The sequence below is a fragment of the Xanthobacter sp. DMC47 genome (genome assembly GCF_056313845.1).
The window spans coordinates 2,124,179-2,147,369 of record NZ_JBQUZM010000001.1 but is presented as its reverse complement, the minus strand read 5'-3'; the positions used below and the strand labels follow the sequence as shown (position 1 = coordinate 2,147,369).

Below are 23,191 nucleotides of genomic sequence, written 5' to 3'. Positions count from 1 at the left end.
GGGCGCGGATTAATCGTCCGAATAGCGCTGCTCGGCCCACGGGTCGCCGCGCATGTGATAGCCGCGCTCCTCCCAGAAGCCGGCCTTGTCGCGGGCGATGAACTCGATCGCCTTGATCCACTTGGCGCTCTTCCAGAAATAAAGGTGCGGCACGACGAGGCGCGCGGGGGCACCGTGTTCCTGCGTCAGGGGCCGGCCTTCCCAGCTGTGGGCGATGAGGGCGTCCTCCGAGGCGAAATCGGCGAGGAGCAGGTTGGTGGTGTAGCCGTCATAGCTGTGCAGCATCACCGCCGCCGCATGGGGGGCGGGACGCACGGCTTCGAGCAGGTCGCGCGTCAGCACCCCTTCCCACGTGTTGTCGTACCGCGACCAGGTGGTGACGCAGTGGATGTCGCTGAGGCTGCGGCTCTGGGGCAGGGCCGAGAAGGCCGCCCAGTCCAGCGAGAGGGCGGTCTCCACCGCGCCGGTCACGTCCAGGCGGAAGGATTCCCGCGTCACCACGGGCTGGAGGCCGAGGTCGAGCACCGGCCAGTCGCGCACCAGATGCTGGCCGGGCGGCAGGCGCTCGGAGTCCGATCGGGCGATGCGGCCGGTGAGGAAGCGGCCTTCCTCGGCCCAGCGTTGCTTGGTGGTGGTGAGCTTGGTGTCGGGCGGAAGCGCGTCTTCGCTCATGGTGGGCAGCTCCAGGCGAATGGAGCCGCATGATGCCACGGCCGGGGTCGCGGAGGAAATCAGGTTACCGACGAAATCGCCCGGCTTGCCCTGTCGCCGCTTGTGTGGGAGAGGCACGCCCGAAGGACCGGTGACACCATGAGCATGGCCGAGACCAGCGGGGCGGCCCCCGCCGCATTCCCTGATCTTCTGCCCGCCTTGCGGCCTCTCCTGCCGGAGCTGCGCGGCACGCTCACCGCCAATGCGCCGCTGGCCGACTTCACCTGGTTCCGCGTCGGCGGACCGGCCCAGCTCCTGTTCCTGCCGGCCGATGCCGACGATCTCGCTTATGTCCTGGCCCATCTCCCGGCCGATCTTCCCGTGACGGTGATCGGCCTCGGTTCCAACCTCATCGTGCGCGACGGCGGGGTGCCCGGCGTGGTGATCCGCCTCGGCCGCGGTTTCACGGATGTCGCCGTGGAGGGCACGCGCATCGTCGCCGGCACCGGCGTGCCCGACGTGAAGGTGGCCCGCGCGGCGGCGGATGCGGGGCTGGCCGGCTTCTCCTTCCTGCGCGGCATTCCCGGCGCCATCGGCGGCGCATTGCGCATGAACGGCGGCGCCTATGGCGGCGAGACCAGGGACGTGCTGGTGGAGGCCGAGGGCGTCACCCGCGCCGGCGCCAAGGTGCGCTTCACCAATGCCGAGATGGGCTTCACCTACCGCCATTGCGGCGTGCCGGACGACGTGATCTTCACCCGCGCCATCTTCGAGGGCCGCCCCGGCGATCCGGTGGAGATCGCGGCCGAGATGGCCAAGATCACCGAGAGCCGCGAGGCGACCCAGCCCATCAAGAGCCGCACCGGCGGCTCCACCTTCAAGAACCCGCCCGGCACCAGCGCCTGGAAGCTGGTGGACGCCGCCGGCTGCCGGGGCCTCACCATCGGCCGCGCCCAGGTGTCGGAGCTCCACACCAATTTCCTCATCAATCTCGGCGGCGCCACGGCGTCCGAGATCGAGGGGCTGGGCGAGGAGGTGCGCCGGCGGGTGAAGGAGACCTCCGGCGTGGCGCTGGAGTGGGAGATCAAGCGCATCGGCCTGCCGCTCTCGCCCGCCTGAGCCATTAGCAAAACCTAAAACCGGACCGCGCCATGGTGATGGCGCAAAGCTGCTCTCTTCAGGGCGGGCGCCGGCGCGCGCCGGTAACGGAACGGGAATGACGTCGATGGCCAAACACGTGGCGGTGCTGATGGGCGGATGGTCCTCCGAGCGGGAGGTCTCGCTCAATTCGGGCGCCGCCTGCGCCGCCGCCCTTGAAGGCGCCGGCTACCGCGTGACGCCCGTCGATGTGGGCCGCGATGTTGCCGAGGTGCTGGCCCGGCTGAAGCCGGACGTGGTGTTCAACGTGCTGCACGGCGCGCCGGGCGAGGACGGCACCATCCAGGGCATCCTCGAAATCCTGCGCATCCCCTACAGCCATTCCGGCGTGCTCGCCTCGGCGCTGGCCATGGACAAGGCGCAGGCGCGCATCATGCTGGCCGCGGCCGGCGTGCCGGTGGCCAAAGGCGGGCTGATCAGCCGGGCCGCGGCCGCCAAGGCCCATGCCATGGAACGGCCCTACGTGCTGAAGCCCAATACCGGCGGCTCCAGCGTGGGCGTCTTCATCGTGCGCGAGGACCAGGAGCACCCGCCCCAGGAATTGACGCGCGAGGACTGGACCCTCGGCGAAAATCTTCTTGTGGAGGAATTCATTGCCGGGCTCGAGCTGACCTGCGCCGTGATGGGCGACAAGGTCTTCGATGTCATTGAAATTGAATCGACCCAGGCGTTTTACGATTACGAAAGCAAGTATGCACCGGGTGGCTCGCGCCACATCCTTCCGGCCCGCATTTTACCCGAAATTTACCAACGGGTGCAGATGTTAAGCCTCACGGCGCATCGAGCTCTCGGGTGCCGGGGGGTGTCGCGGAGCGATTTTCGCTTCGACCCGTCGAAGGGCGATGCCTCCGGCCTCGTCTGTCTCGAGGTCAACACCCAGCCCGGCATGACGCGGACGTCTCTGGTGCCAGAACTGGCCGCTCACGCGGGCATCTCATTCGGCGAGCTTGTGACATGGATGGTGGAGGACGCGTCGCTGGATCGCTAGGACCCCGCCCCGGCGCGGGCAGGCGACCCCCGCAGCGCCCCGGAGAGCGCCCAGGTGCAGGCTATGGGTCAAGGCCCGATGCCGCCCCCCGCGCCGCTGCGCCGCCCCCCGGGCGGCACAAGCGCCTCGCCATCGATCCCCGGCCGGCCAGCCGCTTCGCGCTGTTCCTGCGCCGCCTGTCGGTGCGCATGTCCACCTCGCGCCTCGGCCGGCGCAGCGCCAGCCTCCTCGCCATCGCGGTCGTCGGCGGCTTCTCCGCCTACGGCACCGTGCTCGGCGGGCATGTGGAAGAGGCGAAAAGCATTGTCATCGACGTGGCGGACGCCGCCGGCAACCTCGCCGGCTTCAAGGTGAAGGAAGTCAACATCGCCGGGCACAATCACGTCACGCCCGCGCAGATTCTCGCGACGGCGGGCATCAAGTCCTCCACCTCCATCCTCTTCCTGAACGCCGACGAGATGCGCGCGCGGCTCGAATCGCTGCCGTGGATCGCCAGCGCCAGCGTGCGCAAATTCTATCCCGACCGGATCGAGATCGCCGTCTCCGAGCGCCAGGCCTATGCGCTCTGGCAGGTCAACGGCGAGCTGAAGGTGATCGCCCGCGACGGCATTCCCATCGCCCCCTATTCGGACGATCCGCGCTACGTGCAACTGCCCATCGTCGTCGGCGAGGGGGCGCAGAACCATGTGGGCGAGATCGTCGACGTGCTCGCCCGTCTGCCCGCCCTCAAGGAGCAGGTGCGCGCCGCCATCTTCGTCGCGGAACGGCGGTGGACGCTGAAGACCCGCAACGGCATCGACGTGCGCCTGCCGGAAGAGAATCTCGAAGGGGCGCTCGTCGCCCTCATGGACCTCGACCGCGAGAAGAAACTGCTCAGCCGCGACATCACCATCGTCGACCTGCGCCTGCCGGATCGCGTGGTGGTGCGCCAGTCCGACGCTGCCGCCGCCGCCCGCGCCGAAATGCTCAAGGCCCGCGCCAAGGCAAAGAAGGGAGGCCCCGCATGAGGGGACGGCTCGCCCAGGGCTTCGCGCCGAAGATGCGCCCGCTGCCGCCGAAGAAGGGCGGCATCGTCGGGGTGCTCGACATCGGCACCAGCAAGGTGGTCTGCGCCATCGCCCGGCTGAAGCCGCGCGGCGCATCCGACGTGCTGACGCGGCGCACCCACGCCATCGACGTGCTCGGCATCGGCCACACCCGCGCCCACGGCATCAAGGGCGGCGCGGTGGTGGACATGGCCAAGGCCGAACTCGCCATCCGCCAGGCGGTGGACATGGCCGAGCGCGCCTCGGGCGTGCAGATCGCCTCGGTGGTGGTCGGCGTCTCCGGCGGCCGGCTCGCCTCGCAGCATTACGAGGCCGCGGTGCGCCTCTCGGCTCCGGCGGTGGAGGAATTCGACATCCGCCGCGTGCTGGAAGCCGCCTCCACCTACGCGGTGGGCGACGGCCGCGCCGTGATGCACGCGCTGCCCGTGGGCTATTCGCTGGACGGCCGGCGCGGCATCGGCGAGCCGTGCGGGATGCTCGGGCGCGAACTCGGCGCGGACATGCACGTCATCACCGCCGATCTCACAGCGCTGAAGAATCTCGTGCTGTGCGTCGAGCGCTGCCATCTCTCCATCGAGGCCATGGTGGCGGCGCCCTATGCGGCGGCGCTCTCCTCGCTCACCGACGACGAGATGGAACTGGGCGTCACCCTCATCGACATGGGGGCCGGCACCACCACCTTCTCCATCGTCGCCGGCGGCCATTGCCTCTATGTGGACGGCGTGGCGCTGGGCGGCCAGCACATCACCAACGACGTGGCCCGTGGCATGCCCGCGCGCCTTGCCGATGCCGAGCGCCTGAAGGCGCTGCACGGGGCCGTGGTGGCGGTCTCCTCCGACGACCACGACATGCTGACCGTGCCGCCCTTATCGGGTGATTCGCGTGACCAGCCGCACATGGTTCCCAAGTCCCGGCTCGTCACCATCGTGAAGCCGCGGGCGGAGGAAATCGTTGAACTGTTGCGCGATCGCCTCAGGGCCTCCGGCCATGCCGGGGATGCCGGCCGGCGCATCGTGCTCACCGGCGGCGCGGCGCAGCTTCAGGGGCTTGCCGATCTCGTGGCGCGGGTCATCGGCCCGCAGGTCAGAATCGGCCGCCCGCTTGGCGTTTCCCGTCTTCCCGAGGCGGCGCGCGGCGCGGCCTTCGCGGTGACGGCAGGTCTTCTCGTCTATCCGCAGGTGGCAGGGCTCGAACACTTCGAGCCGCGCCGGCGGCAGGCGGCAGTGGGCGAGGGACCGGGCTATTTCGGTCGCGTCGGCCGCTGGCTGAAGGACAGCTTTTAGACATGGTTAACGAAAGCTGCCGTAACAAAGAGGTCATCAAGGATTCGCGAGCGGCGGACAGGGCCGATCGGGACGGAGCAATAGCATGACGATCAACCTTCAGATGCCCGACATTCGTGAGCTTCGTCCCCGGATCACGGTGTTCGGTGTGGGCGGCGCCGGTGGCAACGCCGTTAACAACATGATCACCTCCGGGCTCCACGGCGTGGAGTTCGTGGTGGCGAACACCGACGCCCAGGCCCTCGCCCTCACCAAGGCCGAGCGCGTGGTGCAGATGGGCGTGGCGGTGACCGAGGGTCTCGGCGCCGGCTCCCAGCCGGAAGTCGGCCGCGCCGCCGCCGAGGAAGTCATCGACGAAATCCGCGATCACCTGTCCGGCTCGCACATGGTCTTCATCACCGCCGGCATGGGCGGTGGCACCGGCACCGGCGCTGCCCCCGTGGTGGCCCGCGCGGCCCGCGAGCTCGGCATCCTGACCGTCGGCGTGGTGACCAAGCCCTTCCACTTCGAGGGCCAGCGCCGCATGCGCGTCGCCGAGCACGGCATCAGCGAGCTGCAGAAGAGCGTCGACACCCTCATCGTCATCCCGAACCAGAACCTGTTCCGGGTGGCGAACGAGAAGACCACCTTCGCCGACGCCTTCGCCATGGCCGACCAGGTGCTCTATTCGGGCGTCGCCTGCATCACCGACCTGATGGTGAAGGAAGGCCTCATCAACCTCGACTTCGCCGACGTCCGCGCCGTGATGCGCGACATGGGCAAGGCCATGATGGGCACGGGCGAAGCCTCCGGCGACAAGCGCGCCATCCAGGCCGCCGAGGCCGCCATCGCCAACCCGCTGCTGGACGAAACCTCCATGCGCGGCGCCGGCGGGCTGCTGATCTCCATCACCGGCGGCAAGGACATGACGCTGTTCGAGGTGGACGAGGCGGCGACCCGCATCCGCGAGGAAGTGGACCCCGACGCCAACATCATCCTCGGCGCCACCTTCGACGAGATGCTCGACGGCATCATCCGCGTCTCGGTGGTGGCCACCGGCATCGACCCGGCGGTGATCCCCGAGCAGCTCCAGCCGCTCGCCGACCGCTTCCCCGATCTGTCCGGCCGCAAGATCTCCAACGCCGGCCGGGCTGCCGTCGAGGCCACCCGCGAGGCGCAGATCCGCAGCGCCGTGGCTGCGATCCAGGCCGAAGACCTGATCGCCATGGAAGACGCCGCCCAGAAGGGCCAGGCGCCGCAGGCCTATGGACAGCCCCAGGGCTACGCCCAGCCGCAGGCCTATGCGCCTCAGGCCTATGCCCCGCCGGCTCAGCCCCAGCAGGCCCCGGCCGAGCGCGCCGTCGCCATTGACGACGTGACCATCCGCACCGCGCCGCCCAAGCCCACCTATTTCGCCGAGCCGGAGCCCGCGCCCCAGCCCGCGCCGATGGTGGAGGACGAGTTCGCCCCCTACATCCCGCCGGCCGGCCAGCGTCCGCGCTCCCCGCGCATGCCCCGCGTCGACGAGCTGCCGCTGCCCGCGCAGAACCAGATCCGCGCCCAGCGGGGCGAGCCGCCGGTGGAGCAGGCCCAGCCGGACAAAAAGCGCATGACCCTTCTCCAGCGTCTTGCGCACGTTGGTCGCCGCGAGGAGCCGGAAGCCGAGCCCGCCCGCCGCGAGCAGCCGAGCATGCGGGCCCCCGAGCGCCGTCCCGAGCAGCGCCCCGATCCCCGCGGTGAAGGCCGTGGCGAGCCGCGCGACGCCCGCCCGACCATGCCCTCGCGCGGCGGTGAGCCGCCGGTGTCCGAGTTTGCCAAGCGTCCGCCCATGCGCCCGGCCGCCGAGGTGCCCTCGCGTCCCGGCCCGCACCATGACGACGACCAGCTGGAAATCCCGGCTTTCCTCCGCCGCCAGGCGAACTGAAGTTCGATGAAGGCTTAGCCGGCGCCGGTCTCCCCGGTGCCGGCTGCCGGCCGCCTTCCCGCCCATTACGCGTCCATTGCGCGGCAGCCGGTCAGTCGCCGAAGCGCTGGCTTCAGCACGTCGCAACCCTGTGGCTTTCGCGCCACATCTCTCCCGATTCGTGTGGCTCCACCCCCGCGGAAGGCTGTAACAGAGGCCTCTCCGGCGCCTTGAAACTTGCCGCTAACTATCTGATAGTTAATGGGAAATTGAGAAAGGGCGTTCGTAACAGAGGGTAAGCAAGCGTGATTTGGCGTCACCCCCCGTGACGACTAGGGTGCACCCATCCTGAGGGACCGACTCGCCGACCGTGTTGACAATTTCTTTGTACAACCGGGGCGAAAGTTGGGACCCAAGGTGAAGGTTTGAGGGAAGCAGTGCGGCAAGCGGGTCACACCCGTTAGCCGGAAACTTCCCCGAAACGGGACGCACCAAAGATGCAGACCACTCTGGCTCGCGAAATCGCACTCAAGGGTGTCGGCGTTCACGCCGGGGTCGAAGCGACCATCACCCTGAAGCCCGCGTCCGCGAACACTGGTGTCGTCTTCATCCGCTCCTTCGCCGATCAGGCGCCCCGCAAGGCCACCGTCAGCCGCCGTTCCGTGCAGGCGACCGACCTTGCCACCGTTCTCGGCGATCGCTCCGGCGCCCTTGTCTCCACCGTCGAGCATGTCCTCGCGGCCCTCAGCGGCCTCGGCGTGGACAATGCCACGGTCGAGATCGACGGCCCCGAAGTTCCGATCCTCGACGGCAGCGCGGGCGATTTTGTGGCCGCCATCGACGCCGCCGGCGTCGCCGAAGTGCGCGGCCGCCGCAAGTTCCTCAAGGTGCTCAAGCCCGTCCGCGTCGAGAACGGCGCTGCCTTCGGCGAGCTTCTGCCCTACGAAGCCGGTTTCCGCCTTGAGGTGGAGATCGAGTTCGGCCACGACATGATCGGCCGCCAGCGCTTCGCCGCCACCATGTCGCCGGCCGTGTTCCGCCGTGAGCTGGCTTCGGCCCGCACCTTCGGCTTCCTCAAGGATGTCGAGCGCCTGCGCTCCGCCGGCTACGCCCGCGGCGCCGCCCTGGAAAACACCATCTGCCTCGACGAGAGCGGCGTGCTGAACCCCGAGGGCCTGCGCTTCTCCGACGAATTCGTCCGCCACAAGGCGCTCGACGCGGTGGGCGATCTCGCCCTCGCCGGAATGCCCCTGCTGGCCCGCTACCGCTCCTTCCGCGGCGGCCACAAGCTGAACTTCCAGGTGGTGGACGCCCTGCTGGCCGACCGCGCCAACTATGCCATCGTCGAGGCTCCGGTCCGGCCCGTCCGCGAGACCGTGGGTGCCGAGATCGGCGTGTCGAGCCCGGTGCCGGTGTTCGCGCCGGAAATCTGATCTTCGGGTCTTCCTTCCGCGTATCTTGCAACTGCGGCGCCCTCTCGGGCGCCGCTTTTGTTTGCGCCATAGTCGCTTACGTCATCGGCCTGTGTCTTGGGTGGCGTGCGCTCGCGAAGTGTTAACCCCATTCCGATTTAGATGCCGCGCGCCCCTCGCGCTGCGTGAGCCGGCGTGGCGGGGCGGCCACACACCGGCGCAGCAGGCGCGGGGAAGCGGTCGCCGCCACATTGCCGACTGAAAGCACCGATAGCGCGGAGGGGCCGTTTCCTGCCGTGGCCATGGGCGCGGGGGCCGAGGCATTCGGACCTGTCGCGGGCATCGCCCGCGGCGGTACGCGGCAGGGGCAAGCAGGGGAGCGTGCCGAGGAATGGGGCGGAGGCGCCCGGCCGGGAGACAGCCGGCCGTGCGGTTTTCCCGGCACGATCCTTCGGGTACAAGCAACGCCGTAAGGCGCGGGACGGAAGCTGAACCGTGATGCGATTCTTGAACGATGTCCTGCCCATGCGCGCCTTTCTCCGCGGCGGCGCGCTGGTGCTCGCGCTGGCCATGGGCCTCCTCGTCTCCGGCTGCGCCAGCGACAAGGATGACACCATCCCGCCCGATGAGCCGGCCGAGAAGATCTACAACGAAGGCCTGACCCTGCTGCGCAGGCAGGAGCCCGAGAAGGCCGCCAAGCGATTCGAGGATGTGGACAAGGCCCACCCCTATTCGGAGTGGGCCCGCAAATCGATGCTCATGACCACCTACTCCTATTTCGAGGCGGGCAAGTACGACGAGGCGATCGGCGTCGGAAGGCGCTACATCGCGCTTTACCCGGGCTCCGCCGACGCGGCATATGCCCAGTATCTCGTCGCCTCCGCGCTCTACGAGAACATTCCCGACATCACCCGCGACCAGCGCAAGACGCGGCAGGCGCTCGATGCCCTCCAGGACGTCGTGCGCAAGTATCCGAACACGGAATACGCCGCCACCGCGAAGCGGAAGATCGAGGTGGCCCGCGACCAGCTCGCCGGCAAGGAGATGGCCATCGGCCGTTACTATCTGGAGCAGCGCAACTACACGGGCGCCATCAACCGCTTCAAGGTGGTCGTGACCCAGTACCAGACCACGCGGCAGGTGGAGGAAGCCCTCTATCGCCTGACCGAGTGCTACATGGCCATGGGCATCATCGGCGAAGCGCAGACCGCCGCTGCCGTGCTTGGCTATAACTTCCCCGACAGCTCGTGGTATAAGGACGCCTACAAGCTGGTTCAGTCCGGAGGGGGCGAGCCGCAGGAAAACAAGGCGTCCTGGATCAGCCAGGCGTTCAAGAAGATGGGGCTCGGCTGACGATCCATGCTGGCGACGCTCTCGATCCGGGACATCGTCCTCATCGAGAAGCTCGATCTCACCCTGTCGGAGGGCCTCACGGTCCTCACGGGTGAGACGGGTGCTGGCAAGTCGATCCTGCTCGATGCGGTGTCGCTCGCCCTCGGCGGGCGGGGAGATGGCGCCCTGGTACGCCACGGCCAGCCCAAGGGGCAGGTGACGCTCACCTTCGATCTCGCGCCCGACCATCCGGCCCACGCCATCCTCGCCGCCGCCGAGCTGCCCGACGAAGACCAATTGGTGATTCGCCGCATCCAGATGGCCGACGGGCGCACCCGCGCCAGCGTCAACGAGGAGGCGGTGAGCGTGCAGACGCTGCGCCTCATCGGCGCCAGCCTCATCGAACTGCACGGCCAGCACGCCGACCGCGCCATGGTGGATGCCGCGAGCCACCGGCTGCTGCTCGATGCCTTCGGCACCCTCGCCCCCAAGGTCGCGGCCGTGGGCGACCTGTGGCGCGCGTGGCGGACTGCGCTCACCGAGGCGAAGGACGAGCGGGAGCGGCTGGAAATCGCGGCCCGAGAGGCCGATTTCATCCGTCATGCGGTGGAAGAGCTTTCCGCCCTCTCTCCCGAGCCGGGTGAGGAACTTGCATTGTCCGAGCGGCGCACCTCCATGATGCGCTCGGAGAAGATCGCCGGCGATCTCGACGAGGCGCTGGATGCCGTCTCGGGCGGCAGTTCGCCCATACCGTCCCTGGCTGCCGCCGTGCGCCGGCTGGAACGCCGGGCGGGCGACGCGCAGGCGCTGGTGCGGCCGGCCGTCGAGGCCATCGATCAGGCGCTCGATGCGCTGGAGACGGCGCGCCAGCTTCTGGAATCCGCCCGCGCGGACGCCGACTTCGATCCCCGTGAGCTGGAGCGCATCGAGGAGCGGCTGTTTGCGCTCCGGGCCGCCGCCCGCAAATATCACGTCGGCGCCGACGACCTTCCTGCCTTGGCCGCCCGTTACCAGTCCGATCTGGAGCGCCTCGACCGCAGCGCGGCGACGCTCGCGCGGCTGGAAGCGAGCGTGAATGCGGCCGAAGCCGCCTATCGGGCGGCGGCGGAGGATCTGTCCCGTGCCCGTCACAGCGCGGCCGCCGTCCTCGACAAGGCGGTGGCAGCCGAATTGCCGCCGCTCAAGCTGGAACGGGCGAGCTTCATCACCCGCGTCACCAGCGATCCCGCTGCGGCAGGACCGGCCGGGCACGACCAGGTGGAGTTCTGGGTCCGCACCAACCCCGGCACCCGGCCCGGCGCGCTGATGAAGGTGGCCTCCGGCGGCGAGCTGGCCCGCTTCCTCCTGGCGCTGAAGGTGGTGCTGGCGGATCGCGGCTCGGCACCGACGCTGATCTTCGACGAGATCGACACGGGGGTGGGCGGTGCCGTGGCCGACGCCATCGGCCAGCGCCTCGGCCGCCTTGCCGAGCGGGTGCAGGTGCTGTGCGTCACCCATGCGCCGCAGGTGGCCGCCCGCGCGCGCAACCACCTCCTCATCGCCAAGGCGAGCGCCCAGGACGTGGTGGACCCCGACGCCCCCGTGACCACCCGCGTCAACGCCCTCACCGCTAGCACGCGGCGCGAGGAGATCGCCCGGATGCTCGCCGGCGCGACCGTGACCCAGGAAGCCCGCGCCGCCGCCGACCGCCTGCTGAAGGCGGCGCGCTAGCGCCTCTCAGTCCGCGTCGGGCTTTGACTGCCGCATGGATTTCACCTGGCCGCGCCGGTCCTTGGCGGCAAGGCGCCGCTCCTTGGAGGCGAGGGTGGGGCGCGTGGGCCGTCGCACCGGCATGACCACGGTGGCGGCACGGATCAGTTCCACAAGCCGCTCGATGGCGTCCTCCCGGTTCCGCTCCTGGGTGCGGAAGCGCTGGGCCTGGATGACGATGACGCCATCCTGCGTCATGCGCCGACCGGCGAGGCGGGCAAGGCGAATCTTCACGCCCTCCGGCAGGTTGGGCGAGCGCGCCGCATCGAAGCGCAGCTGGACCGCGCTCGACACCTTGTTGACGTTCTGCCCGCCGGGCCCGGACGCACGCACGAAGGCGAGCTCAATCTCGTCCTCGGCGATGGCGATGCGGGGCGTGATCTCGATCATGGCGCCCTCTCCTGAGGGCGCAGCTTATGCACGGCCCGGCGCGCCGTGCCAACGCTCAGATGGCGTGGCGATTCGCGGTCGGCCCGAAATGCTCCACGTAACGCGGGCTGATGACCGACACCGGCAGGATGATGAGCACGTCGGTGGTGCCGAACTGGTGGTCCACCACCGCGCCGTCGCCGACGAAGCCGCCAAGCCGCAGATAGCCCTTGATGAGGGGCGGAAGCGCCTGCAGCGCCTTCTTCATGTCGATGTCGGCCTTGGCCATGCGGTCCATGGAGACGTGCCGCCCCTCCACCGCCCGCGCCCGCCACTCTTCCGGGGCCATGGCGTTGTGGTGGAGGAAGGACAGCGGCAGGTCGAGTTCCGCGGGGTCGGTGCCCTCAAGGCTGGCGCAGCCGAACATGGCGTCGATCTTGTTGCGCAGGATGTAGGTCCACACCCCGTGCCACAGCAGCTCCACCGTGCGCTTGTTGCGGTAGGGCTTGAGCACGCAGGAGCGGCCGAGCTCCAGGAAGCGCAGGGTGGGATGGGCGGCGATGACCCCGCCCACGTCGAACTCGCCCTGGGTGTAGAAGCCGCCGTGGCGGTTCGCCACCTCCTGTCGCAGCAGACGATACGTGCCGACCACCTTGGGCTTGCGCCGGCCGAGCACGATCTTCCCGGCGTCGTGGTCGAGCACCAGGATGTGGTCGCAGATGGTGTCGAAGCTATCCATGTCGCGCCGGGCGAGGCGCGTCGGAGCGTCGGGGGTCGCCGACATCTCCTCGTAGAACACCTTGTAGCGCAGGCGCTGGGCGCGGCGCACGTCGCGGGCGGTGCGGGCAAGCCGCACTTCCAGCGCGCCGAGCCGGCCGAGAACGATGCTCTCGGGCTCGGTCGGGACGGCATCCCGGTGGCGCAGGCCCGAATAGGCGCGGAAATCCGTCACCAGCTTCTGCGGCCCCGGCATCACCGGGCGGCCGGCGGGCTGCTGCGCCCGCAGGAAGGGGAAGGCGCCGGGCTCGGTGCCGAACAGGGGGGCGGCGCCCTCGCGGCCAAAATCCTTCTTGAGGTCCTTGGCGAAGTCGCGGGCGAAATCCCGCGCGGCGTCGCGGGCGACGTCGAAGCCGCGGCCGAACAGGGCGGGCAGGTTGAAGCCGGGATCCGGTTGTCCCATTCTTTTCATCGCAACGACCCCCACTCCGGGCCGCCGCCTTTGGCGGGCGCGCCTCACCCAACGCTTGGTATCGCCCTGCCGCCGCGTACCTCCCGGGCGTTCTGCCCGGCGGGTGCGCCTCAATGGCCGCGAGGAGCGACCTGGAAGATGCCCCGCTTCGGGCGGGTGCCCAGGACTTGAACGCCAGCATCACCATAGTTTTCCGACGTGACTGTGACAATGGGCGACCCCCGGGCGCCACAGCGCATCGATCGCGCCTTGCCGCCACGGCATCCCAGGTGATAGCGGCAGGCTTCCGGCGCGTCAGCGCCTGTGATTCGTCTGGGGGACGACATGATTTCCACGCGCATGCAGCTTTCGGTCGCGCTCTTTGCCGGCTTCACTTTTCTCGCGCCGGCGGGCGTGCAGGCGCAGCAGCGCCCCACGCCGGTCGAGGTCACGCAGGTGCTCGTCCAGGGCATCGGGCAGGTCAACGTGCTCACCTACAAGGCCAAGTTCGTGTCGGCCGATCCCGCCACGCGCCGCGTGGTGCTCGAGGATCCCGCCGGCCGTCGCTGGGCGGTGGTCGCGCCCCCGCTGCTCGGCGACCTCTCCCTGTTCCGGGTGGGTGAGAACCTCCTCATCCGAGTGGCACCGGGCGTCGTCACGGCGCTCGGCAAGGCGCACCAGGGCCGTCCGGGCGAGGTGATGGCCGAGGTGGCCATCAATGACGGCCTGCCGGGCTGGCCGGAGGGCTTCGGCATCCGCGAGGTCACGCTGACCTCCATCTTCGTGGGCGTCGACCCGGCGGCGGGCACCGTCACCTTCGAGGGGCCGGACGGCAATGTCCGCGTGGTGCGCGCGGCCAACGACAAGGTGCTGGCGGACGTGCAGAAGGTGCAGCCGGGGGACCTCGCCCAGATCACCTACATCGAGGGCCTCGCCGTCAACGCGATGCGCTGAGCCGGCGCTCCACGAGAGGCTCGTCCGGCATCGCGATGGTGCCGGACGCTCCCGCGGGTGCGTGCCGCCGATCTGCGCCGCCGCCAGCCTTAAGCTGCCGCCCTCGGCCGCTCGGCGGCCGCGCGATAGGCGAGGGCTTCCGCCAGATGGCGGCGGCCCACCCCCTCCGCGCCGTCGAGATCGGCGAGGGTGCGCGCCACCTTCAGCACACGGTGATAGCCGCGCGCACTGAGCCGCATGGCGTCGGCGGCATCGCGCAGCAGGACCGCCCCGCTGGAATCGGGCGTCGCCACGGCCTCCAGCAATGGCCCGGAGGCCTCGGCATTGGTCCGCACGTCGGGCCGGCCGAGCGCGGCATAGCGTTCCAACTGAATCTCGCGCGCCAGGGCGACCCGCGCCGCCACTTCCCGCGAGCCTTCGGCCGGGGCCGGCAGCACGAGGTCGGAGGCGGAGACCGACGGCACCTCCAGATGGATGTCGATGCGGTCGAGGAATGGCCCGGAGAGCCGCGCCTGATATTCGTCGGCGCAGCGCGGCCCGCGCTTGCAGGTGAAGCCGGGTTCGCCGGCCCGGCCGCAGCGGCAGGGGTTCATGGCGGCGATGAGCTGGAAGCGCGCGGGATAGGTGACGCGATGGTTGGCGCGGGCGATCAGCACCTCGCCCGTCTCCAGCGGCTGGCGCAGGGAATCGAGCACCTGCGGCGTGAATTCCGGCAATTCGTCGAGGAACAGGACGCCGTTGTGGGCGAGCGAGACCTCGCCCGGCTTCGCCTTGGCCCCGCCGCCCACCATGGCGGCCATGCTGGCCGAGTGATGCGGGGCGCGGAACGGACGGCGGTCCATCAGCGCGCCGTCCTCGATGGTACCGGCCACCGAGGCGATCATGGACACATCCAGCATCTCGACCGGCGACAGCGGCGGCAGGATGGAGGGCAGGCGCTGCGCCAGCATGGACTTGCCCGCGCCCGGCGGGCCGACGAACAGCAGATTGTGCCCCCCGGCGGCCGCCACCTCCAGGGCCCGCTTGGCGGTCTCCTGGCCCTTCACGTCCCGGAGGTCGAGCATGATGTCCCCCGGCGGCTTCATCCGCGGCTCGGGCCGGCCCATCACCTGGCGGCCGGTCATATGGTTGGCGAGCTGGATCAGCGACTGGGGGGCGAGAATTTCCATGTCGGGGCTGGCCCAGGCGGCCTCGGCGCCGCACGGGGCGGGGCAGATGAGGCCGTGGCCGCGGGCATTGGCGCCGATGGCCGCCGGCAGTACGCCGGCCACGGCCGCGATCGCGCCGTCCAGCGCCAGTTCACCCACCACCGTGAAGCCCGCCAGGGCATCGCCGGGAATGGCGCCGATGGCGGCCATCAGCCCCAGCGCGATGGGCAGATCGTAGTGGGAGCCTTCCTTGGGCAGGTCGGCGGGCGCGAGATTCACCGTGATGCGCCGCGCCGGCAAAGCGAGGCCGGAGGCGATGAGCGCGGCGCGCACCCGCTCCTTGGCCTCGGTCACCGCCTTGTCGGGCAGGCCGACGATGGTAAAGGCCGGCAGGCCCGCGGCCACATGCACCTGCACATCCACCGGGCGCGCCTCGACGCCCTCGAACGCGACTGTCGCCACCCGCTGGATCACAGCCGCCCCCTGCCTGCTGCCCGTCTGCACCTCAAGGTAGCGGAGCGTGGGCGTGCCCGCAAGAACGAAAGAGGAACGATCATGCTTGCGCCCCGCGCCACCCCGGCTATGCTTGGAGGTAGCAAAAGGATCAGGGAGAACCGCCATGGCCGCCGAGGGTGCAGGCGCGCGCAGTCATGAGGCCCATGTGGTCGAGATGTTCGGCCCGCAGGCCGCCGCCTATGTGGCGAGCGCGGTCCATGCCCGCGGCGCGGACCTCGATGCACTCAAGGCCCTCGTGGAAGAGGCGCAGCCCGCCCGGCTGCTGGACCTCGGCTGTGGCGGCGGGCATGTGAGCTTCACCGCCGCGCCGTTCGCGGGCGAGGTGGTGGCCTACGATCTGTCCGAGGAGATGCTGGGCGCCGTCGCGGCGGAGGCGAAGGCGCGCGGCCTTGCCAACATCGCCAGGCAGCAGGGCGGGGCCGAGCGCCTGCCGTTCGCCGATGCGAGCTTCGACATGGTGGCGTCCCGCTACAGCGCGCACCATTGGCGCGACGTGCCGCGGGCGCTTGCAGAGGTGCGGCGGGTGGTGAAAGAGGGCGGGCAGGTCGTCGTGATGGACGTGATCGCCCCCGAATGGCCGGTCGCCGACACCTTCCTGCAAACTGTGGAATTGCTCCGCGATCCCTCCCACGGGCGGGACTACAGCGCCTCCGAATGGACGCGCTTCGCCGAGGAGGCGGGGTTCCGGGTGGTGCGCACGGCACACCGGCGCCTGAGGCTGGAGTTCGCCTCCTGGGTGGCGCGCATCCGCACGCCGGAGCTGCACGTGGCCGCCATCCGCTCGCTGATGGCGGGCGCGAGTGCGGACGTGGCAACCCATTTCGAGTTCGAGCCGGACGGCTCGTTCTCCATCGATACGTTGACGCTTGAGCTGGAGACGGCCTGAGCCGGCCTATTTCTTCTCAAGCATGAGCCGGCCCTGCTTCTGGATGAGGTCCTTCGCCTTGCGGGCGATGAGATCCAGCATGAAGGGCAGTTCCACGGAAAGATGCACGGCGTCGTCCGCCACCTGAAGCTTGCCGCTCGCGGTCTGGCCAAGGGCGGCGATGCGGAAGTCCAGATGCTCACCCGTCCAGGTTTCCTCCAGGATGGAGATGTGGCGGGAGAAGCGGTCGCGCACGCCGGTGAGCCCCGTCTGCAAGCGCCGCGTCGCCTCGGCCTTGCCGAGGCGGTGGGGGATGGAGGCGGTGAAGGGCTGTCCCATGGTAGGTCCTGTCGTGTCCGGCGCTGCGTCTTTCCCAGACAACGCCCGCAGCCGCATAGCGGTTCGCGCGGCGGGCCGGTGGCGCCGCCGCGTCGGTCTTGATGGGAAGGCCGGGCCTTCAGGCGGCGCGGCGGGCCTCGATGCGGTCCCAGATCTGCGCGGCGATGTCCGGCCCGCCCAGCCGCTTGATGGCGCGCAGGCCGGTGGGAGAGGTGACGTTGATCTCAGTGAGGTTGCCGTCGATCACGTCGATGCCCACGAAGATGAGCCCCTTCTCGCGCAGGGAGGGGCCAATGCGGGCGCAGATTTCCAGCTCACGGTCGGTGAGGTCGGTGGGCCGCGCTGCGCCGCCGCGCACCATGTTGGAGCGCAGGTCGCCCTCGCTCGGCACCCGGTTCACCGCGCCTGCCGCCTCGCCGTCAACGAGGATGATGCGCTTGTCGCCATGCTTCACCGCGGGCAGGAAGCGCTGGATGACCCACGGCTCGCGGAAGGTGGCCGAGAAGAGGTCGTAGAGGGAACCGAAATTGAGGTCGTCGGCGGTGAGACGGAAGACAGCCGCGCCGCCATTGCCGTAGAGCGGCTTCATCACCACGTCGCCGAACTCGGCGCGGAACGCCTTGATCTCGGCGAGGTCGCGGGAGATCAGGGTCGGCGGCATAAGGTCCGGGAATTCGGTGACGAAGATCTTCTCCGGCGCGTTGCGCACATGGCCGGGGTCGTTCACCACCAGCGTCTTGGGGTGGATGCGCTCCAAAAGGTGGGTCGCCGTCACATAGGCCATGTCGAAGGGCGGATCCTGGCGCATCAGCACCACGTCCATCTCGGTGAGGGGAATGCGCTCGCGCGCGCCGAGGGTGAAGTGGGCGCCGGCCTCGTCCTTTACGGTCAGCGGCTCCACGGCCGCGAACACTTCGCCATCGCGCATGGCCATGCGGTCGGGCGTGTAGTGGAACAGCGCATGGCCGCGCCGCTGGGCCTCCAGAAGGAGGGCAAAGGTGGAATCGCCTTGAATGTTGATGCTGGCAATGTGGTCCATCTGGACCGCGACCTTAAGGGCCATGGCAATCTCCCGCTGGCCTCTGAGGCCACGCTCTCTGTCGGCTCTATCTATAGGCGGGCGGCGCGCGCCGCCACTCGGCTCACAATTCCATCTCGAAGGCGCCGGGCAGGTGCTCGGCCTCGCCCGTGCGGGCGAGGAGCACTGCATCGAAGCGCATGTTCAGCGCTGAAAGCTCGGGGTGTTCGGCAAGGTAGGCCTCCGCCGCCCCCGCGATGCGCCGGCGCTGGCGAGGCTGAAGGGAGAAGGCGGCGTCGTCCAGCCGCGCCCTGAGCTTCACCTCGCAGAACACGAGCAGATCGCCCTGCCGGGCGATGAGGTCGATCTCTCCCGCCTTGGTGCGCACCCGCCGGGCGAGGATTTCAAATCCGTGGGCGCCGAGCAGGATCGCGGCGCGCTCTTCCGCAGCAACTCCGCGATCGTGCGCCGCGCGGCGGCGCAGCTTTCCCGCGTCGGGGGGAGGGCTGGCCGGCGCTTCAGGCATCCTCGCCCGGCGCCTCGGGCTCTTCCCCGCCCTTCGCCTGCGTGAGGGCGAGGGCGCGCGCATAGACCTCCCGCTTCGGCCGGCCGGTGGCCCCGGCAACGGCCGCGACGGCATCCTTCAGGGACGTATCCTTCAGCGCGCGGATAAGGGCCGCGTCCACGTCCGCATCGCCGGCGGCCTCTTCCAGAGGCGGCCCGATGACGAGGACGATCTCGCCCTTGGGGTCTTCTGCATCCGCATAGTGGGCGGCGAGAGTGGGCAGATCGGCGCGCCGCACCTCCTCGAACGCCTTGGTCAGCTCGCGGCACACGGCGGCGCGGCGGGGGCCGAGCACCTCGGCAAGGTCCGCGAGGCTCTCGGCGAGGCGTGGGCCGGTCTCGTAGAACACGAGCGTGCCCGGCACGGCGGCGAGCGCGGCGATGCGGTTGCGCCGCTGGCCGGACTTGGGCGGCAAAAAGCCGTCGAACAGGAAGCAATCGGTGGGCATGCCCGCCGCCACCAGCGCCGCGAGCAGTGCCGAGGCGCCGGGCACGGGATGCACGGGGAAGCCCAGTTCCGCCGCCTCCACCACCAGCTTGAAGCCGGGGTCCGACACCAGCGGAGTGCCGGCATCCGAGATGAGCGCCACCCGCTCCCCGGCGGCGAGGCGGGCGAGCAGCTTCGGCCGGGCGCTGGCGCCGTTGTGGTCGTGATAGGCGACGAGGTGGGTCTGGATGCCGTAGCGGTCGAGCAGCCGGCGGGAGATGCGGGTGTCCTCGCAGGCGATCACATCGGCCGCCGCCAGCGTCTCCAGCGCGCGCACCGTCACGTCGGCGAGGTTTCCGATGGGGGTCGCCACGACATGCAGGCCCGGCGCGAGGCCGGGGGCGGGAAGGGTGGAGCCGGCGAGGAGGAAGGTTTTCACGGCAGCCGCGGCGCGGCCTTCGGGGCGGCTGTGCGGATGCGGACGATGGGGCGTGGTCATGGCCCCACCATAGTCCCGCCCGCGCCGGACGGGAACGGCTCCCCCTGCATGGCTTTACGCCATGTGTCGCGCCGCCGCGACCACCGCCTGACCGAAGGCGAGGCCGCCGTCGTTGGCCGGTACCTGTGACGGGATGAGCGGGGTGAGCCCGCGCGCGCGAAGCCGGGCGGCGGTCTCCGCCAGCAGCCGGGCATTCTGGAACACGCCGCCGGAGAGCGCCACGGCCGGGGTGCCGGCCTCGTCTGCCGCCCGTGCGGCGACGGTGACGAACGCTTCCGCCAGCCCGGCATGGAAGGCAGCGGCGATTTCCGGGAGCGGCCGGACAGCGGCGCGATCCGACACAAGGGCGCGCCAGAGCGGGGCGGGATCGATCTCGATGAGTGCGCCTTGCGTGGAGATGTCGAAGGGGTAGGGCGCCGCCGGCCCTTCTGCGATGGCCTCCAGCGCCATGGCCGCCTCTCCCTCGTGGGAGAGCCGGTCGGGCGCGAGCCCGAGGAGCGCTGCGACGGCATCGAACAGCCGGCCGGCAGAGGAGGCGAGGGGGGCGTTGAGGCTCTTGTCCATCATGGCGCGCAGGGTGGGCACCGGCTTGCCGGCGAACAGCGCGGCGAGGCGCGCATCTGCGTCCACCGGTGCCCGGCCGAGCGCCCGGTCGAGATGGGCGAGCAGCACCCGCCATGGCTCGCGGCTCGCGGCATCCCCGCCTGCGAGAGGGATGGGGGAGAGGCGGGCGATGCGGCGGCTCTCGCGATAGTCGCACAGCAGCACCTCGGCGCCCCATACGGTGCCGTCCTCGCCCAGCCCCAGCCCGTCGAGGGCGATGCCCACCACCTTGCCGTCCGCCCCCCGCCAGCCATTCTGGGTCATGGCGGCGGCAATATGGGCGTGATGGTGCTGCACCGTTTCAAGCTTCAGCCCGCGCGCTTCGGCGAGGGCGGCGGCGAGGCGGCTGGCGCGGTAGTCCGGGTGAAGATCGGCCGCGATCACCTGCGGTGCGTGCGCGAAGAGGGCGGAATAATCCGCCAAAGCGGTCTCGAAGGCGTCGCCCGTGGCCGGCTCGTCGAGGTCGCCGAGATGATGGGAGAGCAGGGCGCGGGCGCCGTGGGTGAGGCAGAGCGCGCTTTTCAGTTCGCCGCCCATGGCGAGCACCGGCGGGGCGTCGGCGAAATCCTCCGGCAAAGCGAGGGGGAGGGGGGCGAAGCCCCGTCCCCGCCGCATCACGCGGAGCCCCCCGGCGGCGTGGCGCGCCACGCTGTCATCCAGCCGGCGGGCGATGGGGCGGTCGTGCATGAGGAAGCCGTCGACGATGCCGGCGAGGCCGGTTCGGGCTTCCTCGTCCCGGAAGATCTGCGGCTCGCTGGAGCGGTTGCCGGAGGTCATCACCAGCGGGCGCCCGGCTGCCGCGATCAGCAGATGATGCAGCGGCGTATAGGGCAGCATCAGGCCGAGGTGGCTCTGGACCGGCGCAATCCCAAGGGCAAGGTCCGCATCCGGCCGGAGTGGCAGGAGGAGGATGGGCGCGGCGGGGGCGAGCAGGGCCGCCTCTTCCTCCGGTGAGATGACGCAGAGACGGTGCGCGGTGGCAAGGTCCGCCATCACCGCCAGCGGTTTGGTGGGGCGGTGCTTGCGGGCGCGCAGGGTGGCAACGGCCTCGGGGTTCGTGGCGTCACAGGCGATGTGGAAGCCGCCGATGCCCTTGATCGCGAGGATATGGCCAGCGCGCAGAAGTTCGGCCGCATCGCGGATGGGGTCGGACGCCACCATCTCCGCGCCCTCCCGCTCCAGCCACAGGCGCGGGCCGCAGGCGGGGCAGGCGATGGGCTGGGCGTGGAAGCGCCGGTCGGCCGGGTTCTCGTATTCCGAACGGCAGGCGGAGCACATGGCAAAGCCGGCCATGGTGGTCGCGGGCCGGTCGTAGGGGAGCCCTGCGACGATGGAGAAGCGCGGGCCACAATCGGTGCAATTGGTGAAGGCGTAGCGGTGCCGCCGGGCGGTGGGATCGGCGATCTCGGCAAGGCAGGCCGGGCAGGTCGCCACGTCAGGCACCACGCCGATGGAGACCGTGCCGGCCCCGCTCTCGATGATGCGGAAGCCGGGCTCGGGCCGTTCGGCCGGCTTGCGCTCAACGCGCTCGATGCGCGCCAGCGGCGGCGCCTCCGCGATGAGCGCGGCAGCGAAGGCGTCGAGGGCCGCGCGCGGCCCGCCCGTATGGATCAGCACCCGCCCGCCCGCATTGGACACGGTGCCGTCGAGGCCGAGGCGCAAAGCGAGGCGATAGACGAAGGGCCGGAAGCCCACCCCCTGCACGATGCCGGAAATCTCGATGATCTCGCCCTGAGCCGCTCCCATGGCCGCTCAATGCACCGTGCAGACCATGCAGGGATCGAACGAGCGCACGATGTGCTGCACGGCGAGCGGCGTCGTCTCCCCCTGCCGCACGGGCGCGCCGACGAGGGCGGTTTCCAGCGGCCCGGGCTGGCCGGAGGCGTCGCGGGGGGAGAAGTTCCAAGTGGTGGGGGCAATGATCTGGTAGCGGGCGATGCGGCCGCGCTCCACCACCATCCAGTGGCCGAGCGCGCCCCGCGCCGCCTCGGTGAGGCCGAAGCTGCGGCCCGCCTGCGGCAGGGCGCCCTGCGCGCACCACGGTTCGCCGGGCCTCAAGGCCCGCACCCAGCCTTCCATGGCGATGAGCGTGCGCGCGGTCTCGATCAGGCGGCCGACCACGCGGGCGCGCACGTTGGCCCCTTCCTTCGTGGCGAGGTCGCGGGCGAGGGGCTGGCCGGCGATGACCTGCCGGGCGAAGGCGCCGGTCTCGAAGGGCAGGCCGGCGAGGCGGGGCGCCTTGCACCAGGTGTAGCCGGTCTCGTCCGCACCATCGGGAAAGGTCGAGCCTTCGAACGGATGATGCGGCGCCTCCCGCTCCTCCATGCGGGCGAAGGAATGATCCTCGGCGATGGCGGCGGGATCGACCGTCCCCAAACGTCCCGCCGCGAAGGTGCCGCCCGCATAGAGCCGGCCCTCCTCCTGCGGATAGGCGCCATAGGAGAGGAAGCGGTCGTCGGCCCGACCCAGCGCGGCGAGGTCGAGGTCTTCGGCGATGGTGAGGAACAGGCGGAAATCGCCGTCCGGCCCCGCCCGGCGCCAGGCGTCCAGCTCTTCCGTGTCGGCCAGTGCGGCGACGCGCTCCAGCGGGGCGCCGTAGAGGCGGGCCTCAAGGTCCGCGCGCACCGCGCCGAGGGTGGCGAGCAGCCGCATCTTGTCCCGCGCGTCCGCCCCCTTGGCGACGCCGCCGGGCTGGAGCGCCAGCGTGTGCGGCCAGCGGCCGGCGAGCAGGCCCATGACGTGGAGCAGCGTCGTGCGGGTTGCGAGAGCATCGCGCACGCTCACCCCCTGCGCCGCCTTGAACCGCCGCTCCGCCTCCGCGAACCACGGCCGGTCGGCATAGGCTGCGCGGGCGAAGTCCGGCATGAAGAAGACGTGGAAATGGGTGAGGTGGTCGGCCACGTTCTCGGTGGCGAGGATGAGGTTGGTGGCGACGCGCCCGTTGTCGGTGGGCACCACGCCTTCCAAGGCCGCCAGCGCCAGCGCCGCCGCATGGGATTGCGACACCGAGCAGATGCCGCAGATGCGGGGCGCGATGACGAGGGCGTCACGCGGGTCCCGCCCTTCCAGGATGCGCTCGAACCCACGAAACAGGGGCGAGGAGACGAAGGCCTGCTTGACGGCCCCGTCCGCCACGTCGAGGCGCACCTCCAGGTCGCCCTCCACGCGGTTGAAGGGGCCGACCACCAGCCGTTTCGTGCCGTCGCTCATGGTGCCCGGC

20 protein-coding genes are annotated in these 23,191 nt (G+C 70.3%); 10 read left to right on the top strand and 10 right to left on the bottom strand.

Annotation, left to right across the window (positions count from 1 at the left end; all coding sequences use genetic code 11):
* Positions 1 to 9 precede the first annotated feature (9 nt).
* Positions 10 to 672 carry a sulfite oxidase-like oxidoreductase gene (locus ACT54R_RS09935; protein ID WP_476325828.1) on the bottom strand — a complete coding sequence of 221 codons (663 nt, stop codon included), beginning with the start codon at positions 670 to 672 and terminating at the stop codon, positions 10 to 12.
* Positions 673 to 810: 138 nt separating this feature from the next.
* Here ACT54R_RS09935 and murB point away from each other — a divergent pair, with 138 nt between their 5' ends.
* The 8 genes from murB to recN all read left to right on the top strand — a co-directional run bounded on the left by murB (position 811) and on the right by recN (position 11,462).
* On the top strand, positions 811 to 1,770 hold the full coding sequence (gene murB, locus ACT54R_RS09930; RefSeq protein WP_476325826.1) for a UDP-N-acetylmuramate dehydrogenase: 960 nt from the start codon (positions 811 to 813) through the stop codon (positions 1,768 to 1,770).
* Between the two features lie 106 nt (positions 1,771 to 1,876).
* A complete protein-coding gene (locus ACT54R_RS09925; RefSeq protein ID WP_476325824.1) occupies positions 1,877 to 2,797 on the top strand; it encodes a D-alanine--D-alanine ligase in 921 nt (306 codons plus the stop codon).
* A gap of 188 nt (positions 2,798 to 2,985) precedes the next feature.
* Complete coding sequence (locus tag ACT54R_RS09920; protein WP_168458475.1) at positions 2,986 to 3,804, top strand: cell division protein FtsQ/DivIB; 819 nt, start codon at positions 2,986 to 2,988, stop codon at positions 3,802 to 3,804.
* Positions 3,801 to 5,126 carry a cell division protein FtsA gene (ftsA, locus tag ACT54R_RS09915; protein WP_024281276.1) on the top strand — a complete coding sequence of 442 codons (1,326 nt, stop codon included), beginning with the start codon at positions 3,801 to 3,803 and terminating at the stop codon, positions 5,124 to 5,126. The genes ACT54R_RS09920 and ftsA overlap by 4 nt, the downstream gene beginning before the upstream one ends.
* Positions 5,127 to 5,211: 85 nt before the next feature.
* On the top strand, positions 5,212 to 7,029 hold the full coding sequence (gene ftsZ, locus ACT54R_RS09910; RefSeq protein WP_476325821.1) for a cell division protein FtsZ: 1,818 nt from the start codon (positions 5,212 to 5,214) through the stop codon (positions 7,027 to 7,029).
* Positions 7,030 to 7,505: 476 nt separating this feature from the next.
* Entirely contained in the window at positions 7,506 to 8,441 is a 936-nt protein-coding gene (gene lpxC, locus ACT54R_RS09905; RefSeq protein WP_168458473.1) for a UDP-3-O-acyl-N-acetylglucosamine deacetylase, read from the top strand.
* Positions 8,442 to 8,945: 504 nt separating this feature from the next.
* Complete coding sequence (locus ACT54R_RS09900) at positions 8,946 to 9,773, top strand: outer membrane protein assembly factor BamD (RefSeq protein WP_476325819.1); 828 nt, start codon at positions 8,946 to 8,948, stop codon at positions 9,771 to 9,773.
* A gap of 6 nt (positions 9,774 to 9,779) precedes the next feature.
* Complete coding sequence (gene recN / locus ACT54R_RS09895; protein ID WP_476325817.1) at positions 9,780 to 11,462, top strand: DNA repair protein RecN; 1,683 nt, start codon at positions 9,780 to 9,782, stop codon at positions 11,460 to 11,462.
* 6 nt (positions 11,463 to 11,468) lie between these two features.
* Here recN and arfB read toward each other — a convergent pair whose 3' ends face one another.
* Positions 11,469 to 11,891 (bottom strand): alternative ribosome rescue aminoacyl-tRNA hydrolase ArfB, encoded by a 423-nt coding sequence (arfB, locus tag ACT54R_RS09890; protein ID WP_476325815.1) that lies wholly within the window; start codon positions 11,889 to 11,891, stop codon positions 11,469 to 11,471.
* 55 nt (positions 11,892 to 11,946) lie between these two features.
* On the bottom strand, positions 11,947 to 13,059 hold the full coding sequence (gene olsB, locus ACT54R_RS09885; RefSeq protein WP_476325813.1) for a l-ornithine N(alpha)-acyltransferase: 1,113 nt from the start codon (positions 13,057 to 13,059) through the stop codon (positions 11,947 to 11,949).
* 324 nt (positions 13,060 to 13,383) lie between these two features.
* Between olsB and ACT54R_RS09880 the strand changes: the two genes are divergently transcribed.
* A complete protein-coding gene (locus tag ACT54R_RS09880; protein WP_476325811.1) occupies positions 13,384 to 13,992 on the top strand; it encodes a hypothetical protein in 609 nt (202 codons plus the stop codon).
* Positions 13,993 to 14,081: 89 nt separating this feature from the next.
* Here the strand turns inward: ACT54R_RS09880 and ACT54R_RS09875 are convergent, their stop codons facing one another.
* On the bottom strand, positions 14,082 to 15,614 hold the full coding sequence (locus ACT54R_RS09875; RefSeq protein WP_476325809.1) for a YifB family Mg chelatase-like AAA ATPase: 1,533 nt from the start codon (positions 15,612 to 15,614) through the stop codon (positions 14,082 to 14,084).
* A gap of 145 nt (positions 15,615 to 15,759) precedes the next feature.
* Here ACT54R_RS09875 and ACT54R_RS09870 point away from each other — a divergent pair, with 145 nt between their 5' ends.
* A complete protein-coding gene (locus ACT54R_RS09870; protein WP_476325807.1) occupies positions 15,760 to 16,542 on the top strand; it encodes a class I SAM-dependent methyltransferase in 783 nt (260 codons plus the stop codon).
* A gap of 6 nt (positions 16,543 to 16,548) precedes the next feature.
* Here the strand turns inward: ACT54R_RS09870 and ACT54R_RS09865 are convergent, their stop codons facing one another.
* The 6 genes from ACT54R_RS09865 to ACT54R_RS09840 all read right to left on the bottom strand — a co-directional run bounded on the left by ACT54R_RS09865 (position 16,549) and on the right by ACT54R_RS09840 (position 23,181).
* Positions 16,549 to 16,860 carry a polyhydroxyalkanoic acid system family protein gene (locus ACT54R_RS09865; protein WP_168458468.1) on the bottom strand — a complete coding sequence of 104 codons (312 nt, stop codon included), beginning with the start codon at positions 16,858 to 16,860 and terminating at the stop codon, positions 16,549 to 16,551.
* Positions 16,861 to 16,978: 118 nt separating this feature from the next.
* Positions 16,979 to 17,923, bottom strand: coding sequence for a glutathione synthase (gshB, locus tag ACT54R_RS09860; protein ID WP_237354782.1), 945 nt, complete (start codon positions 17,921 to 17,923; stop codon positions 16,979 to 16,981).
* Between the two features lie 79 nt (positions 17,924 to 18,002).
* Positions 18,003 to 18,404 (bottom strand): YraN family protein, encoded by a 402-nt coding sequence (locus ACT54R_RS09855; protein ID WP_476325804.1) that lies wholly within the window; start codon positions 18,402 to 18,404, stop codon positions 18,003 to 18,005.
* Positions 18,397 to 19,368 carry a 16S rRNA (cytidine(1402)-2'-O)-methyltransferase gene (rsmI, locus tag ACT54R_RS09850; protein WP_476325802.1) on the bottom strand — a complete coding sequence of 324 codons (972 nt, stop codon included), beginning with the start codon at positions 19,366 to 19,368 and terminating at the stop codon, positions 18,397 to 18,399. Before rsmI ends, ACT54R_RS09855 begins: the two co-directional genes overlap by 8 nt.
* Before the next feature lie 54 nt (positions 19,369 to 19,422).
* Positions 19,423 to 21,717, bottom strand: a complete 2,295-nt coding sequence (gene hypF, locus ACT54R_RS09845; RefSeq protein WP_476325800.1) for a carbamoyltransferase HypF — start codon at positions 21,715 to 21,717, stop codon at positions 19,423 to 19,425.
* A gap of 6 nt (positions 21,718 to 21,723) precedes the next feature.
* On the bottom strand, positions 21,724 to 23,181 hold the full coding sequence (locus ACT54R_RS09840; protein WP_476325798.1) for a nickel-dependent hydrogenase large subunit: 1,458 nt from the start codon (positions 23,179 to 23,181) through the stop codon (positions 21,724 to 21,726).
* Between the last annotated feature and the right edge of the window lie 10 nt (positions 23,182 to 23,191).

Bases quoted from the DNA above. Each gene is read 5' to 3' on its own strand.
- ACT54R_RS09935 (WP_476325828.1), bottom strand. From the start codon at position 672: ATGAGCGAAGACGCGCTTCCGCCCGACACCAAGCTCACCACCACCAAG.
- murB (WP_476325826.1), top strand. From the start codon at position 811: ATGAGCATGGCCGAGACCAGCGGGGCGGCCCCCGCCGCATTCCCTGAT.
- ACT54R_RS09925 (WP_476325824.1), top strand. From the start codon at position 1,877: ATGGCCAAACACGTGGCGGTGCTGATGGGCGGATGGTCCTCCGAGCGG.
- ACT54R_RS09920 (WP_168458475.1), top strand. From the start codon at position 2,986: ATGTCCACCTCGCGCCTCGGCCGGCGCAGCGCCAGCCTCCTCGCCATC.
- ftsA (WP_024281276.1), top strand. From the start codon at position 3,801: ATGAGGGGACGGCTCGCCCAGGGCTTCGCGCCGAAGATGCGCCCGCTG.
- ftsZ (WP_476325821.1), top strand. From the start codon at position 5,212: ATGACGATCAACCTTCAGATGCCCGACATTCGTGAGCTTCGTCCCCGG.
- lpxC (WP_168458473.1), top strand. From the start codon at position 7,506: ATGCAGACCACTCTGGCTCGCGAAATCGCACTCAAGGGTGTCGGCGTT.
- ACT54R_RS09900 (WP_476325819.1), top strand. From the start codon at position 8,946: ATGCGCGCCTTTCTCCGCGGCGGCGCGCTGGTGCTCGCGCTGGCCATG.
- recN (WP_476325817.1), top strand. From the start codon at position 9,780: ATGCTGGCGACGCTCTCGATCCGGGACATCGTCCTCATCGAGAAGCTC.
- arfB (WP_476325815.1), bottom strand. From the start codon at position 11,891: ATGATCGAGATCACGCCCCGCATCGCCATCGCCGAGGACGAGATTGAG.
- olsB (WP_476325813.1), bottom strand. From the start codon at position 13,059: ATGAAAAGAATGGGACAACCGGATCCCGGCTTCAACCTGCCCGCCCTG.
- ACT54R_RS09880 (WP_476325811.1), top strand. From the start codon at position 13,384: ATGATTTCCACGCGCATGCAGCTTTCGGTCGCGCTCTTTGCCGGCTTC.
- ACT54R_RS09870 (WP_476325807.1), top strand. From the start codon at position 15,760: ATGGCCGCCGAGGGTGCAGGCGCGCGCAGTCATGAGGCCCATGTGGTC.
- ACT54R_RS09865 (WP_168458468.1), bottom strand. From the start codon at position 16,860: ATGGGACAGCCCTTCACCGCCTCCATCCCCCACCGCCTCGGCAAGGCC.
- gshB (WP_237354782.1), bottom strand. From the start codon at position 17,923: ATGGCCCTTAAGGTCGCGGTCCAGATGGACCACATTGCCAGCATCAAC.
- ACT54R_RS09855 (WP_476325804.1), bottom strand. From the start codon at position 18,404: ATGCCTGAAGCGCCGGCCAGCCCTCCCCCCGACGCGGGAAAGCTGCGC.
- rsmI (WP_476325802.1), bottom strand. From the start codon at position 19,368: ATGACCACGCCCCATCGTCCGCATCCGCACAGCCGCCCCGAAGGCCGC.
- hypF (WP_476325800.1), bottom strand. From the start codon at position 21,717: ATGGGAGCGGCTCAGGGCGAGATCATCGAGATTTCCGGCATCGTGCAG.
- ACT54R_RS09840 (WP_476325798.1), bottom strand. From the start codon at position 23,181: ATGAGCGACGGCACGAAACGGCTGGTGGTCGGCCCCTTCAACCGCGTG.